Annotated in this window: 14 protein-coding genes and 1 pseudogene; 13 read left to right on the forward strand and 2 right to left on the reverse strand. The window is 70.9% G+C overall.

All coding sequences use genetic code 11. The annotated features are described in order from the left end of the window. Window positions 1-137: 137 nt before the first annotated feature. Window positions 138-1,331 carry a sensor histidine kinase gene (locus tag OHA73_RS25475; protein ID WP_266712947.1) on the reverse strand — a complete coding sequence of 398 codons (1,194 nt, stop codon included), beginning with the start codon at window positions 1,329-1,331 and terminating at the stop codon, window positions 138-140. Window positions 1,332-1,572: 241 nt separating this feature from the next. On the opposite strand from OHA73_RS25475, the gene OHA73_RS25480 reads away from it, so the two are divergent. The 13 genes from OHA73_RS25480 to OHA73_RS25540 all read left to right on the forward strand — a co-directional run bounded on the left by OHA73_RS25480 (window position 1,573) and on the right by OHA73_RS25540 (window position 13,629). Beyond that, complete coding sequence (locus OHA73_RS25480; protein WP_327656214.1) at window positions 1,573-1,971, forward strand: NADH-quinone oxidoreductase subunit A; 399 nt, start codon at window positions 1,573-1,575, stop codon at window positions 1,969-1,971. A 5-nt stretch (window positions 1,972-1,976) separates the two neighbouring features. Continuing rightward, window positions 1,977-2,633: an NADH-quinone oxidoreductase subunit B gene (locus tag OHA73_RS25485; protein WP_443063128.1), complete on the forward strand. Its 657-nt coding sequence runs from the start codon at window positions 1,977-1,979 to the stop codon at window positions 2,631-2,633. Further along, window positions 2,630-3,739, forward strand: a complete 1,110-nt coding sequence (locus tag OHA73_RS25490; RefSeq protein ID WP_327656215.1) for an NADH-quinone oxidoreductase subunit C — start codon at window positions 2,630-2,632, stop codon at window positions 3,737-3,739. Before OHA73_RS25485 ends, OHA73_RS25490 begins: the two co-directional genes overlap by 4 nt. Beyond that, the gene (locus OHA73_RS25495; protein ID WP_266712951.1) at window positions 3,736-4,704 is read left to right on the forward strand and encodes a complex I subunit 1/NuoH family protein; all 969 of its coding nucleotides are present in this window, start codon (window positions 3,736-3,738) and stop codon (window positions 4,702-4,704) included. Before OHA73_RS25490 ends, OHA73_RS25495 begins: the two co-directional genes overlap by 4 nt. 110 nt (window positions 4,705-4,814) lie before the next feature. Next, window positions 4,815-5,414 (forward strand): NuoI/complex I 23 kDa subunit family protein, encoded by a 600-nt coding sequence (locus OHA73_RS25500; RefSeq protein ID WP_266712952.1) that lies wholly within the window; start codon window positions 4,815-4,817, stop codon window positions 5,412-5,414. Further along, window positions 5,411-6,103: an NADH-quinone oxidoreductase subunit J family protein gene (locus OHA73_RS25505; protein WP_327656216.1), complete on the forward strand. Its 693-nt coding sequence runs from the start codon at window positions 5,411-5,413 to the stop codon at window positions 6,101-6,103. The genes OHA73_RS25500 and OHA73_RS25505 overlap by 4 nt, the downstream gene beginning before the upstream one ends. Then, complete coding sequence (gene nuoK, locus OHA73_RS25510) at window positions 6,103-6,495, forward strand: NADH-quinone oxidoreductase subunit NuoK (RefSeq protein WP_327656217.1); 393 nt, start codon at window positions 6,103-6,105, stop codon at window positions 6,493-6,495. Before OHA73_RS25505 ends, nuoK begins: the two co-directional genes overlap by 1 nt. Then, window positions 6,492-8,519 carry an NADH-quinone oxidoreductase subunit 5 family protein gene (locus OHA73_RS25515; RefSeq protein WP_327656218.1) on the forward strand — a complete coding sequence of 676 codons (2,028 nt, stop codon included), beginning with the start codon at window positions 6,492-6,494 and terminating at the stop codon, window positions 8,517-8,519. The genes nuoK and OHA73_RS25515 overlap by 4 nt, the downstream gene beginning before the upstream one ends. A 6-nt stretch (window positions 8,520-8,525) precedes the next feature. Further along, entirely contained in the window at window positions 8,526-10,118 is a 1,593-nt protein-coding gene (locus OHA73_RS25520; protein WP_327656219.1) for a complex I subunit 4 family protein, read from the forward strand. Further along, entirely contained in the window at window positions 10,115-11,650 is a 1,536-nt protein-coding gene (locus tag OHA73_RS25525; RefSeq protein ID WP_327656220.1) for an NADH-quinone oxidoreductase subunit N, read from the forward strand. The genes OHA73_RS25520 and OHA73_RS25525 overlap by 4 nt, the downstream gene beginning before the upstream one ends. Window positions 11,651-11,734: 84 nt before the next feature. Continuing rightward, a complete protein-coding gene (gene mscL / locus OHA73_RS25530) occupies window positions 11,735-12,190 on the forward strand; it encodes a large conductance mechanosensitive channel protein MscL (RefSeq protein WP_266712962.1) in 456 nt (151 codons plus the stop codon). Between the two features lie 186 nt (window positions 12,191-12,376). After that, the gene (gene htpX, locus OHA73_RS25535) at window positions 12,377-13,240 is read left to right on the forward strand and encodes a zinc metalloprotease HtpX (protein ID WP_266712964.1); all 864 of its coding nucleotides are present in this window, start codon (window positions 12,377-12,379) and stop codon (window positions 13,238-13,240) included. Continuing rightward, a complete protein-coding gene (locus tag OHA73_RS25540; RefSeq protein ID WP_266712966.1) occupies window positions 13,237-13,629 on the forward strand; it encodes a YccF domain-containing protein in 393 nt (130 codons plus the stop codon). Before htpX ends, OHA73_RS25540 begins: the two co-directional genes overlap by 4 nt. Here OHA73_RS25540 and OHA73_RS25545 read toward each other — a convergent pair. Then, window positions 13,626-14,893 (reverse strand): annotated as a pseudogene (locus OHA73_RS25545) (APC family permease). The gene OHA73_RS25540 and the pseudogene OHA73_RS25545 overlap by 4 nt on opposite strands. Window positions 14,894-14,905: the final 12 nt, after the last annotated feature.

The following is a 14,905-nucleotide window of genomic DNA, read 5'->3' on the forward strand; positions in this document are numbered from 1 at the left end:
GTCCGTCCGTTCTGCTCAGTACCGCTCAGGTCTGTCGGGGAGCCGTCGCTCTGCTTTCTTGGGCTCTGCTTCAAGCTTCCGCGCGGGCGCGCCCCGCGGCCATGCGGCGGGTCGGCGTCTTCGACCGGGGGTTTTCCCTACCTCTGCCGTATCGGCTCGGTCCTGTCGCGCCACGGCAGCTCCGCCGTGATCGTGGTCGGGCCGCCGTCCGGCGAGTCCACGACGAACAGGCCGTCGACCGCGTCGAGCCGCTCCGCGAGGCCCGACATACCGGTCCCCTTGTCCAGGCTCGCGCCGCCCCGCCCGTCGTCCCACACCTGTATGAGCAGCCGGTCCTGCGAGCGCCACACGTCCACCGAGGCGGACCGCGCGCCGCTGTGCTTGCTCACGTTCTGGAGCAGCTCGGAGACCGTGAAGTACGCGATGCCCTCGATCGCCTCCGCCGGCCGGCCCGGCAGATCCGCCGTCACCTTCACCGGCACCGTGCAGCGCGTGGCCACGGAGGACAGGGCCGCGTCGAGCCCGCGGTCGGTGAGGACCGCCGGATGAATGCCGCGCGCCAGGTCCCGCAGCTCCTGCAGCGCGAGCTTGACCTCGCCGTGCGCCTCGTCGACCATCGCCGCGACCGCCTCGTCGGCCTGGCCCTCCAGGAGCTTCTCCTTCGCGAGACCGAGCCCCATGGCCAGATTGACCAGCCGGGCCTGCGCCCCGTCGTGCAGATCGCGCTCGATGCGCCGCAGGTCGGCGGCGGCCGTGTCGACGACGACGCCCCGGTCCGACTCGAGCTCCTCGATCCGCCGCTCCAACTCGTCGGAGGGAGAGAGCAGCGCCCGCACCATCGCCCGGTCCGCATTGCCCAGACCGCGCGCGATGAACGGCAGTACCGGCCACAGCACGAACAGCCCGACCAGCGTCAGGGCGAACGTCAGCACGGCCCACGGCAACCGGATCACTTCGTACAGCACCGTGCGCCAGCCCACCGGGTCCTTGAGGCCGGTCCACAGCCAGCCGAAGAAGCCGCCCGTGCGCCGCATCGGCAGCGGGCTCGGCTCGTCAATGCGCACGCCGAGCAGGGCCCTTGCCCGCCCGCGCTCCGCCTTGCCGAGCAGCCGCGCGCCCCTGAGGCCTGCGGCGATCAGCGGAAGCCCGATCACCGTGACCGTGAGCCCCGCGCCGAGGGCCACCATCGTGACGGCGTACACGAATCCGAAGATGGACAGCGGGAAGCTGCTCAGGAGATAGGCGATCTCCTTCCACGTGGCGCTGTCGTACCCCAGTCGTGGCGGTGGCAGCACCGGATGGTCTTCGGAAGTGTCGAGTGGCTCGGTCATAGCGGCAAGAGTGCCCTGGCCCGGGGCGGGGCGCCATGAGGACGGCCGCCAAGTTGAGCGGGGGTTAACCCCACCACGAGCCCCACCTCGAGTTCGCTCTTGAGTTCCCCTCGAGTGCCTCCTCGGGTCACACCTCGCCCAAGCCGCTCGGCCCCGGGCTGCTTACCGTCCCTTTAACAGGGCCTAGACTCCCGTGCGTACAGATCGTCGAACACAACGAACTCGCGAGGGGCGCAGGTACGTGACGGGATCGGACGGGACCGTCATCGCGGCGGACTACTTCCAGTCGTACTCGGTCGTCGGGCTGCTCGCCGTCGGCGGCGTGCTCTTCGTCGCCGTCGCCTTCGGCTCGGGGAAGCTGCTGCGCCCGGTGGTTCCCACCAGGGAAAAGTTCCTCACGTACGAATGCGGCGTCGACCCCGTCGGGGACGGCTGGGCGCACACCCAGGTCCGCTACTACGTGTACGCCTTCCTCTACGTGATCTTCGCGGTCGACTCGATCTTCCTCTTCCCTTGGGCCACGGTCTTCGCCGCGCCGGGATACGGCGCGACGACCCTCGTCGAGATGTTCATCTTCCTGGGCTTCCTCACCGTGGGCCTGCTGTACGCATACAAGAAGGGCGTCCTTACGTGGACGTGAGTGCCGTGACTCCTGCCCCCGAGCCCGCTCCTGCCCCCGTGGACCTGCCGGACCCCGTCGGACCTGTCGGACCTCTCGGGCCGAAGAAGTTGGGCGTGCTCTCGCGGCTCGCCCCCGAGCCGATGAAGGTGGTCCTCAACTGGGGCCGCCGCTACAGCCTGTGGGTCTTCAACTTCGGACTCGCCTGCTGTGCCATCGAGTTCATCGCCGCGTCCATGGCGCGCCACGACTTCATCCGGCTCGGCGTGATCCCGTTCGCACCGGGCCCGCGCCAGGCCGACCTGATGGTGGTCTCGGGCACGGTCACCGACAAGATGGCCCCCGCCGTGAAGCGGCTGTACGAGCAGATGCCCGAGCCGAAGTACGTCATCTCGTTCGGCGCCTGCTCCAACTGCGGCGGCCCGTACTGGGATTCGTACTCGGTGACCAAGGGCGTCGACCAGATCATCCCCGTCGACGTGTACGTGCCCGGGTGCCCGCCCCGTCCCGAGGCGCTGCTCCAGGGCATCCTCAAGCTCCAGGAGAAGATCGCCCGCGAGTCGCTCGGCGAGCGGTACGCCTCCGCCGACGCGGCGGCCGGGCGGCCCTCGGCGGCCGCGCTGAGCAGCGGACTCGTCCAGCCGCCCGCGCCCTCCGGGAAGCCGTCCGGGGGTGACCGATGAGCTGGCTGCCGGCCCCCGTGGAGGAGCTGTTCGGCGCCGAGGCCACGGTCGAGGAGGCGTACGACCTGCTGACCGTCGATGTGCCGGCGGCCGAGTGGATCGCGGCTCTGACGACGGCCCGTACGACGCTGGAGTGCACGTATTTCGACTGGTTGAGCGCGGTCGACGAGCCGGAGGCCGGGTTCCGCGTGTGCGCGCACGTCGCCGCCGTGGCGCCCCGGTCCGTACGTCGCCTGCTGCTGCGCACGACCGTTCCGCACGCGGCACCCGTGCTCGCGTCGGCGGTCGACGTGTACGCGGGCGCCGCCTGGCACGAGCGCGAGACGCACGAGATGTTCGGCGTCGACTTCACCGACCACCCGGGCCTCGACCCGCTCCTGCTGCCCGACGGCTTCGAAGGCCACCCGCTGCGCAAGGACTTCGTGCTCGCGGCGCGCGTCGCGAAGGCGTGGCCGGGCGCGAAGGAGCCGGGGGAGTCCGAGCACGGCGGCCCCAAGCGGCGCCAGATACTGCCACCCGGCGTCCCCGACCCGAACGAATGGGGCCCGCTGAAGGGGCAGTTGCCGCCTGCACCGGCCCGGCCCGCGCGGGGTGCGCGCGCCGCGGGCGCCGGTGCGGCGGGGCGTGCGGCGGGCGCCGCCGGTGCCGAGGGACGTGCGGCGGGGGAGCGGCCCGCGCGGCGCGCCCGGTCCGCGAGCCAGGGCTCGGCGAGCCAGGCGGCCGCGTCTGCGGGTGAAACCTCGGAGGCCCCGAAGGTGCCGGAGGCCCCGAAGACACCGGAAGCCCCGGAAGCGTCGCCGCGTCCGGCACGGCGCTCCCGCAGCGCCTCGCAGGGCTCCGCCTCCCAGAGCTCCGCCTCGCAACGCGAGACGCCCACCGAACCCCCGGCCCAGAGCCCGGAACCCGCACCGAAACCCCGCTCGAGCGACGCGCCCTGGCACCACGCCAAGCCCGCGTTCGACGAGGAGTCGAAGAAGCCGGAGCCCACCCCGGACGAGCCCCCGGCGGACAAGCCCGAGACTCCGACAGGCAACCCGGCAGACAAGCCCGAGACCCCGACAGACACCCCCGAGACCCGGCCGGACAACAACGGAGGCAACGAGTGAACGACGCCCTCGACGTCGCGCTGCGCCTCGTCGTCGTCTTCGTCGCCTTCCTGGTGCTGCCCCTGGTCGTCGGCCAGACCGAACACAAGGTCATGGCGCACATGCAGGGCCGCCTCGGTCCCATGTACGCGGGCGGTTTCCACGGCTGGGCCCAACTGGTCGCCGACGGCGTCAAGTTCGCGCAGAAGGAGGACGTGGTCCCGACCGAGGCCGACCGCCGCGTCTTCCAGATCGCCCCCGCGGTGGCCCTCCTCCCGTACCTCCTCGTGCTGCTCGCCATCCCGGTCGGGCCCGGCGACGGCGCGGTCGGCGCCGTCATCGACGCGGGCATCTTCTTCGTCCTCGCGGTCATGGGCGTCGGCGTCCTCGGCTCGCTGATGGCGGGCTGGGCGAGCGCCAACAAGTTCTCCCTCCTGGGCGGCCTGCGCACGGCCGCCCAACTCCTGGCGTACGAACTCCCGATGCTGCTCGCGGCGGCCTCCGTTGCCATGGCCGCGGGAACGGTCTCCCTCCCCGGCATCCTCGACGCCTTCGAGTGGTGGTGGCTGCCCTGGCAGATCGTTGGCGCCCTCGTCTTCTTCGTGGCGGGCCTCGCCGAACTCCAGCGTCCTCCGTTCGACATGCCGGTCGCCGACTCCGAGATCATCTTCGGCGCGTACACCGAGTACACGGGCCTGCGCTTCGCCCTGTTCCTGCTCGCCGAGTACGCGGGCATCGTGGTGCTCTGCGGACTGACCACGGTGCTGTTCCTGGGCGGCTGGCACGGACCGTGGGGCGCGGACGGCCTGGGCTGGGTGTGGACCCTGCTCAAGACCGCGGTCCTGGCCTTCGTCGTCATCTGGCTCCGCGTCACGTACCCCCGACTGCGCGAGGACCAGCTGCAGAAGCTCGCCTGGACCACCCTCGTCCCCCTCGCCCTCGCGCAGATCGCGCTCACCGGAATCGTGAAGGTGGCGATCAACTGATGGCCCGCCCGTCGCCCGACCCCCGCCCCTCAACGACGCCCTCCGGGCGGCCCCGCCGATCTGTCCCGGGGTCCGGCCTGGCCAAGGGCCTCGCCGTCACCCTTCGCACGATGACGAAGAAGACCGTCACCGAGCAGTACCCGGAGCACCAGCCCGAACTCCCGCCCCGCACCCGCGGCGTCATCGGGCTCTTCGAGGAGAACTGCACGGTCTGCATGCTGTGCGCCCGGGAGTGCCCGGACTGGTGCATCTACATCGACTCCCACAAGGAGACGGTCCCGCCTGCCGTCGAGGGCGGCCGCGAGCGCAGCCGCAACGTCCTCGACCGTTTCGCCATCGACTTCTCCCTCTGCATGTACTGCGGTATCTGCATCGAGGTGTGCCCCTTCGACGCGCTGTTCTGGTCCCCGGAGTTCGAGTACGCCGAGACCGACATCCGCGAGCTCACCCACGAGCGCGACAAGCTCCGCGAGTGGATGTGGACGGTCCCGTCCCCACCCGCCCTCGACCCCGCGGCCGAGGACCCCAAGGAACTGGCGGCGGCCCGCAAATCCGCGGACAAACTGGCAGCGGCCCAAGAGGCAGCAGCCCAGGAGCCCCCGGTCGGCGGCCCCGCAGCCGGGGACCCGTCGGCACCGGCCGCCGGACCGCAGGCCACCCCCAACGACCCCAATAACCCCAACGCCCCCGGAGAGGAGCCCACCGCATGACCCTCGCCGCATCGGCGGCCGTCGCCACGGCAGTCGACAGCCCTGGGTTCCTCTCCCCGTCCGGCGTCGAGATCGCCTTCGTGCTCGTGGGCCTCGTGACCTTCACCGCGGCGATCGTCACCGTCACCACGAAGCAACTGGTGCACGCCGCCCTGTGGCTGGTCGTCGCCCTCGGCGGGCTCGCCGTCGAGTACCTCCTGCTCACAGCCGAGTTCATCGCCTGGGTACAGGTCCTCATCTACGTCGGTTCCGTCGTGGTCCTCCTCCTGTTCGGCCTGATGCTGACCCGCGCGCCCATCGGCCGCTCCCCGGACGCGGACAGCCCCAACCGCTGGGCCGCCCTGACCGTGGCCGTCGCTTCCGCCGCCGCCCTGATCTGGGTCGTCGTCGACGCGTTCCGCACGACCTGGATCGACCTCGACGGCCCGGTGCAGGGCAGCACGGACGTGACCGGCTCGATCCTCTTCAAGCACTGGGTCCTGCCGTTCGAGGCGCTCTCGGTCCTGCTCCTCGCCGCCCTGGTCGGCGCGATCGTCCTGTCCCGCAGGAACAACACCGCCTCGGCCCCGGGAGCGGCCGAGGCGCCTGGGACGCCCGAGTCGACCAAGTCGACCAAGTCGACCAAGTCGACCAAGTCGACCAAGTCGACCAAGTCGCCCGAGTCGCTCGAAGGCGAGGGAACCCGCTGATGCACCTCGCCTACCCCGCCGTCCTCTCCTCCCTCCTCTTCTGTACGGGCCTGTACGGCGTACTGGCCCGCCGCAACGCGATCCTGGTCCTGATGTCGGTCGAGCTGATGCTCAACGCCGTCAACCTGAACCTCGTCGCCTTCGACGTCTGGCTGCGCGACACCCTCCACGCGGGCCAGGCCCTGACCCTGTTCACCATCGCCATCGCCGCCGCCGAGATCGGCATCGGCCTGGCGATCGTCCTGGCCGTCTACCGGAACCGCGGCACGTCGGACATCGACAAGCTGCGCGACTCCGCCGAGCCCCACGACCCGGACGACGACCCGCACGACCCGTCCGAGACACCGGCCGTCGCCGGCACCGCGGACGAGAAGGCCGAGGCCACCGCGTGACCACGACGAACCTCGCCGTCCTCGTCCCCCTCCTGCCGTTCCTCGGCGCCGTCGCCGGTCTGCTCCTCGGCCGCACGGCCCCGGGCTTCGCCCGCCCGCTGGCCGTCCTGCCGACGCTGGCCGCGCTGGCCCTCGCCGCTGTCGTCGCCCTCGACCAGGGCGGCGGCACGGGCAACGGCACCGCCGCCCTCGACGCGCACACCCAGCTCGCCCCGACCGGCTCCGTGCCGATCGAACTCGCCCTGCACATCGACGGCTTCGCCGCCCTCGTCGCCGTCCTCGTCGGCCTGGTCGCGACCTGCGTGCAGATCTACTCGACGGGCTATCTGCGCAACGACCCGCGCTACCCCTCGTACGCCGCGCTCGTCTCGCTCTTCACCTCCGCGATGCTCCTGGTCGTCTACTCGGGCGACCTGATGGTCCTGCTGGTCGGCTGGGAAGTCATGGGCATCTGCTCGTACTTCCTCGTCGGCCACTACTGGGAGACCCCCGAGGCGCGGGCCGCCTCCCTCAAGGCGTTCCTGGTCACGAAGCTGGGCGATGTCCCCTTCCTCATCGGTCTGTTCGCGCTCGCCGTGGACACGGGGTCGTTCCGCATCACGACGATCCTGGGCAAGGTCACGACCGAGGGTGGCCTCGACCACCCGACCCTGATCGCCCTCCTGCTCCTCGCCGGTGTGGCGGGCAAGTCCGCGCAGTTCCCGCTGCACACCTGGCTGCCCGACGCGATGGCGGGCCCCACGCCTGTCTCCGCGCTGATCCACGCCGCGACGATGGTCGCCGCCGGTGTCTACTTCGTCGCCCGTCTCCTCCCGGTCTTCGCCGCCTCGCAGGCAGCGCTGATCGTCCTCGCGCTCATGGCCGCGGTGACCATGCTCGGCTCGGCCCTGGCCGCGCTCGCCCAGGACGACATCAAGCGGGTCCTCGCGTACTCGACCGTCGGCCAACTCGGCTACATGACCGGCGCCCTCGCCGTCGGCAGCCGCGACGCCGCCGTCTTCCACCTCCTCGCGCACGGCGCCTTCAAGGCGCTGCTGTTCCTCGGGGCGGGCGTGATCATCCACGCCGCCGGCACCAACTCGCTGGCCGCGATGTCCCGCATGAAGGGCCTGCGCGACCGCGTGCCGGACGCCTTCTGGACGGTGACCGTGGGGCTGCTCGCGCTCGCCGCGATCCCGCCGTTCAGCGGCTTCTTCTCCAAGGAGGCCGTCCTCGGCGCCGCCGAGCACACCGCCACCGGCCATGAGAACGGAGCCCTGACCGCGCCGACCGCGTCCGGCTGGATCGTCCTCGTGGCAGGCCTGCTCACGGCCCTGCTCACCGCCGCCTACGCGACCCGGTTCTGGCTCCTCGCGTTCAAGGGCAGCGGAACCGAGGCCCCCGACCACGGCAAGCAGCCGGTCACGATGAACGTCGTCCTGTGGGTCCTGGCGATCCCCTCCCTCGGCTTCGGACTGCTCGCGGGCGTGCTGCCCGACTGGTTCGACGGCACCTCCCTCGCCCCGACGCTGACCACCTCCGTCCTCGGCACCGGCTTCGCGCTCGTCGGCGGACTGGTCACCTACGCGGCCTGGCGCCACACCACCGCGATGGCGGCCCGCCGCACCCCGATCGGCGCCGTCGCGGTCGACACCGAGTCCGGCGATGCGGGCCTGGTCGAGGCCGAGGCCATCGCGACACACACCCCCGCGTACGGGGACATCGCCGCCGCCCCAGACCCGGCCGACCCCGGCCGTCTGCTGCTCGGCCCGCTGCACCGCCACGCGGCCGTCGGCTTCCACCTCGACGCCGTCTACGCGGCGCTCTTCGTCCGCCCGGTGCAGGCCGGCGCCGCACTGGTCCGCTTCCTCGACCGCGCCGTCGTCGACACCTACGTACGTGGGGCGTCCGAAGCGCCGAAGGCGCTGGGCTGGGCCGTGCGCAGGGCCCAGACCGGAAACGTGCAGACCTACCTCAGCGCACTGCTCGCAGGCACCGTCGTTCTGGTGGTCGCCGTCGTCCTCGTCGCCACCGCCGGAGCGTGAGCAGCCGTGATCGATATCAGCGAATCCGTGATGCAGTTCCTTCTCGCATTGATCGTCGTCGGCCCGCTCATCGGTGCCGTCCTCGCCCTTCTCCCGGCCCCGCCCGGACTGAAGGGGAACTCCCCTGACCAGGCCGTGCTCCGCCACGGCGTGACCGTGAGCGGCGTGATCCTCATCGCCGCGATCGTCCTCGCGCTCGGCTTCGACCACGACCAGCCGTCGAAGATGCAGGCCACGACCGACATCAGCTGGATCCCCGCGCTCGACGTGCGTATCCACCTCGGCATCGACGGCATCTCGCTCCCCCTCCTCGTGCTCACGGCGCTGCTGACGTTCCTGTGCGCGCTGTACTCCTACTTCCACATGCCGGCCGGGCCGTCCCCCAAGGCGTTCGTCGCCCTGATCCTCGTCCTGGAATCGGGAACGCTCGCGACCTTCGCCGTCCTGGACCTCCTTCTCTTCTTCCTCGCGTTCGAGATGGTCCTCATCCCGATGTACTTCCTCATCGCCCGCTGGGGCGGTGCGCAACGGACGCAAGCCGCCTGGAAGTTCATCCTCTTCACACTGCTCGGCTCAGTCGTGATGCTGCTCGGACTCCTCCTTATCGGCGTTAAGTCGGGCACGTTCGACATGATGGCACTCGCCACTGACAACGGCCGGGGGCTGACCGCATCCGTGCAGGTCATCGCCGTTCTGGCGATCGGGATCGGGCTCGCGGTGAAGACCCCGATGTGGCCGCTGCACAGCTGGCTGCCCGACGCCCACACCGCCGCCCCGACCGTCGGATCGGTCCTCCTCGCCGGGGTCCTGCTGAAGATGGGTACGTACGGGTTCGTCCGGATCCTGCTCCCCATCGCGCCCGACGGGATGCGGACCTTCGCGCCGTACCTCGCCGCGCTCGCCGTCGTCGGGATCATCTACGGGTCCCTGGCCTGCCTGAACCTGGCCAAGCAGGGCGCGAAGGGCGACCTCAAGCGCCTCATCGCGTACTCCTCCGTCGGCCATATGGGCTTCGTGCTGCTCGGCATCTCGACGATGAGCGCGACCGGCGTGAACGGCGCGCTGTTCGCCAACATCGCCCACGGCCTCATCACCGGCCTGCTCTTCTTCCTCGTCGGCGCGCTCAAGGGCCGGACCGGCACCAGCGACCTCGACGCTCTCGCCGAGCAGGGCGGCATGGCCCTGTACGGCAAGGCGCCGCGCCTCGGCGGCCTCCTCGCGTTCGCTGCCGTCGCCTCGCTCGGGCTGCCGGGGCTCGCCGGTTTCTGGGGCGAAATGCTCGCGCTGTTCGGCGCGTTCAAGCCCGCCGACGACCTCAGTCGCCCGGCGTTCCTCGTCTTCATGGCGATCGCGGCCTTCGGCACGCTGCTCACCGCCGCGTACATGCTGATCGTGGTCCGCCGCGTCTGCATGGGCCCCCGCCCGAAGGAAACCCCGGCGGCTCCGGAGGCACCCGTGCTCGCCGATGTGCGCGGCTACGAGTTCGCCACCTGGACCCCGCTCGTCGCCCTCACCGTCCTCGCGGGCCTGTGGCCCGCCGCCCTGCTCGGCCTCACGAACCCGGCCGTGCAGAAGCTCCTCGCAGGAGGCCTCCAGTGATCGCCGTCGCCGCGCCCTCCGTGGCGTCCCTCGTCCAGTCCGTCGACTGGGTCGCCATCGCGCCGCCCACGATCGCGGCGGTCGTGGCCCTCGTCGTGCTGGTCGCCGACCTGTTCGTGGCGGAGCGCCGCAAGCCGGTCCTGGGCTGGATCTCCGTCGCGGGCCTTGTGGCCGCGGCGCTCGCGCTGCTGCCGCTGATCGGGGACGAGCGCTCCACGTTCTGCCTCAAGGGCGCCTCGTACGACGCCTGCAGCTATACGGCGGACCGCTTCACGCTCGTCATCCAGTTCCTGGTCCTGGCCGGCGCCCTGCTCACCGCGCTGCTCTCGATCAGCTCCCTGAAGGACGCGAAGAACGCGAAGAAGCCTCTCCCCGAAGGGGAGTTCTGGTTCCTCCTGCTGTCCTCCGCCGCGGGTGCGGCCCTGCTGCCCGCGTCCCGTGACCTGGCCACGCTCGTCGTCGCCCTGGAAGTCGCCTCGCTCCCCGCCTTCGCCCTCGTGGGCCTCAAGCAGGGCGACAAGCGCTCCTCTGACGCGGCCCTGAAGTTCTTCCTCTCCTCGGTCACCGCGACCGCCGTCACCCTGCTCGGCGTGAGCTTCGTGTACGCGTCCACGGGCACCCTGCACCTCACGCGGGTCGCCACCGAACTCACCCACGTGGACGGCCAGTTCCACACCCTCGCCCAGACCGGCGTCGCGCTCACCCTGGTGGGCTTCGCCTTCAAGACGGCCGCCGTGCCGTTCCACTTCTGGGTACCCGACACCTACGTAGGCGCGCCGCTGCCGATCGCCGCCTACTTGTCGGTCATCGGCAAGGCCGTCGGCTTCTCCGGCCTCATCCTCGTCACGGTCGTCGCGTTCCCCTCGTACGCCGACGTGTGGGGGCCGGCCCTCGCCGCGCTCGCCGCACTGACCATGACCGTCGGAAACGTGGCCGCCATCCGTCAGCAGGCCACGCGCGCGTACAGCGCCGTCCGCCTGCTCGCCTGGTCCTCCGTCGGCCAGGCCGGCTACCTCCTGGTGCCGATCGCCGCGGCCGCGTACTCCGACGACCCGCAGAAGTCGATCGGCTCCACCCTCGCGTACGCCCTCATGTACGCCGCGGTGAACCTGGGCGCCTTCGCGGTGGCCGCTCTGGTCGCCCGTACGAAGCCGCTGAACCGCATCAGCGACTACCGGGGCCTGTATGCCTCGAACCCGCTCGCCGCGCTCGTCCTGGGCTTCTTCCTGCTGTGTCTCGCGGGGCTACCGCCGGGCATCATCGGCCTCTTCGCGAAGGTCACGGTCTTCTCGGCGGCCGTCGACGCGGGGATGGGCTGGCTCGCCGTCGTCATGGCCGTGAACGTCGTGATCGCGCTCTTCTACTACCTCCAGTGGACCGCGACCCTCTTCCGCGCTCCTGAAGGCGAACCCGCCGTCCACCGCGCATCCAGGCCGCTCACTGCGGCGATCGCCGTCACAGCCGTCATCGGAGTGGCTCTCTCCGGCGCACCCCAATTGGTCCTGCGTTTTGCCTCGACGGGCCTCTTCTAGGCACCCTCGTACGGCATCACACGTACGGGCCGGTTACGGGCCCCACACCAATGACTACAGCCACACATCAAGGAGACAGGCGTCGTGCTGAGCGGGTTCAAGGACTTCATCCTTCGCGGAAACATCATCACGATGGCCATCGGCCTCGCGGTCGGAACCGCGTTCACGGCTGTGGTCACCGCACTCAGCACGGCGTTCATCGCGCCGCTCATCGGTGTCGCCACGAAGTCGACCGGCGACTTCAGTGAGGCGCACTTCACGGTCGAGGGCACGGACTTCCCGTACGGCAAGTTCGTCAGCGCGATCATCGCCTTCCTGATCACCGCCGCGGTGCTCTACTTCCTGATCGTCGTCCCGATGATGAAGCTCCAGGCGCGCCTGGACCGCGGCAAGCCCGTCGACATCAAGGCGGCCCTGCGCGACTGCCCGCGCTGCTACACCCAGATCCCCGGCGTCGCCACCCGCTGCGCGCACTGCACGAGCGAGATCGAGGCGGACCCGCAGGCCCTGGAACTGGCGGGGCTGCCGCAGCAGCGCTGACCCGGTCGGCCTACACGCCCGCACGGGCCCGTCCCGGGCGGACAAGGGAACTCGTCCTCCTCGTCTGGCGTTGACCAGTCAGGGAGGGTCCACTGGACGTGGAAACGCACACAGGCTCCAGACCCAGTGGAAGCAGCAGACAAGCAAGCAGTGGGTTCCCCTGCCGCACCATCAGGAGGACGTACCGTGCACCGCCGGCACAACGGGTTGAAGACCGCCGTACTCCTCGGAGGCCTGTCCGCCCTCATCCTCGTCATCGGCAGCTTCTTCGGCCGTACGGGGCTCATCGTCGGGCTCGTCATCGCCCTGGGGACGAACGCATACGCGTACTGGAACAGCGACAAGCTGGCCCTGCGCGCGATGCGGGCCCGCCCGGTGAGCGAATTCGAGGCGCCCGCGCTGTACCGGATGGTGCGCGAGCTCTCCACGCAGGCGCGTCAGCCCATGCCGCGCCTGTACATCTCTCCTACGGAGGCGCCGAACGCGTTCGCGACGGGCCGCAATCCGCGCAACGCCGCAGTGTGCTGCACCGAGGGAATCCTGCGCCTCCTGGACGAGCGGGAGCTGCGCGGTGTCATCGGGCACGAGCTGAGCCACGTCTACAACCGCGACATCCTGATCTCCTCGGTCGCCGGAGCCCTCGCCTCCGTGATCATGTTCCTGGTCAACTTCGCGTGGCTGATCCCGGTCGGCCGCTCGAACGACGACGACGGACCCGGCATCTTCGGAATGCTCCTGATCATGATCCTGGGGCCGCTCGCGGCGTCCCTGATCCAGCTCGCCATCAGCCGCTCCCGCGAGTACGAGGCCGATGCCTCGGGCGCCCAGCTGACCGGTGACCCGCTGGCCCTGGCGAGCGCCCTGCGCAAGCTCGAGGCGGGCACGAAGCAGCTGCCCCTGCCGCCCGAGCCGCGTATCGAGACGGCGAGCCACATGATGATCGCCAACCCCTTCCGCCCCGGGCAGGGAATGTCGAAGATGTTCTCCACGCACCCGCCGATGGCGGACCGTATTTCCCGGCTCGAGCAGATGGCAGGTCGCCAACAGTGAAGACAATCCTCAACGTCATATGGCTGATCCTGAGCGGCTTCTGGCTGTTCCTCGGCTACGTTCTGGCCGGCCTCCTGCTGTGCATCACGATCATCGGGATCCCGTTCGGGATCGCCTCCTTCAGGATCGGCGTCTACGCCCTGTGGCCCTTCGGGCGCACGACGGTCGAGCGCCGGGACGCGGGCGCGCCCTCCTGCGTCGGCAACGTGCTGTGGCTGATCCTCGCGGGCTGGTGGCTGGCCCTGGCGCACATCGTCACGGGCGTCGCCCTGTGCGTGACGATCATCGGCATCCCGTTCGGCATCGCCAACTTCAAGATGATTCCGCTCTCGCTGCTGCCGCTCGGCCGCGAAATCGTGCCCACGGACCAGCCGTTCGCGGCGCGCTAGGCCGAGCCGCTTGTGGTGCCGTGCGCACCACGCGCGCGTAGCCGGACCACGTAGGCGAGCACCCCCAGGGCGATGACACCCGCCCCCGCCGCAACGGACGACACGGGCAGCGAGCACGCCAGTGCCAGGCACCCCGCGGCCCCGAGCGCCGGCAGTGCCCGCGCGCGTACCGCGGAACTCAGCGTCCACGCCGAGGCATTGGCGATCGCGTAGTACACCAGCACACCGAACGACGAGAACCCGATCGCCCCGCGCACGTCGCCGAAGGCCGCCACGACGGCCACCACGGCCCCGACCGCGAGCTCGGCCCGCCGCGGCACCTGGAAGCGCGGGTGCACGGCCGCCAGGGCGCCCGGCAGGTGCCGGTCCCGCGCCATCGCGAGCGTCGTCCGGGACACCCCCAGGATCAGCGCCAGCAGCGACCCGAGCGCCGCCACCGCCGCCCCCGCCCGCACCACCGGCACGAGACCGTCGCCGCCGGCCGCCCGTACGGCGTCGGCCAGCGGGGCCGAGGCCCGCGCGAGCCCGTCCACGCCGAGCACGGCGACGGTGGCGGCGCCCACGGCGGCGTACACGACCAGGGTGATCCCGAGCGCCATGGGGATCGCCCGCGGAATGGTCCGCGCCGGATCCCGCACCTCCTCGCCGAGCGTCGCCACGCGCGCGTACCCGGCGAACGCGAAGAACAGCAGCCCGGCGCCGCTCAGCACGCCGCTCACGCCCTCGGAGAGCCCGGGAGCGAGCCGCCCGGCTTCGGCGCTCCCCGACCCCGCACACGCCACCACGACGGCCGCCAGGACGCCGAGCACGACCGCGACGACGATCCGCGTCAGCCAGGCCGACTTCTGCACCCCGAAGCAGTTCACGGCGGTCAGCGCCACGACCGCCGCGACCGCCACCGCGTGTGCCTGCCCCGGCCACACGTACGTCCCCACGGTCAGCGCCACGCCGCGCACGAGGCCGACTTGCCGACGACGAACGCCCAGCCCGCCAGATACCCCCAGAAGGGACCGAGCCGCTCCCGCCCGTACACATACGTGCCTCCGGACACGGGATACACAGCCGCGAGCCGCGCCGACGACATCGCATTGCAGTAGGCCACCACGGCCGCCACCGCGAGCGCGTACAGCACCCCTGTACCGGCCACCCGCGCCGCGGGCCCGAGCGCCGCGAAGACGCCCGCCCCGATCATCGACCCGAGGCCGACGAGCACGGCGTCCCGCACACCCAGCGCCCTGCGAAGGGGAGTTCCCGGCTGTGTCATGTGCCGCACACT

Origin of the sequence: Streptomyces sp. NBC_00483 (assembly GCF_036013745.1) — a bacterium.
GTDB lineage: Bacteria > Actinomycetota > Actinomycetes > Streptomycetales > Streptomycetaceae > Streptomyces.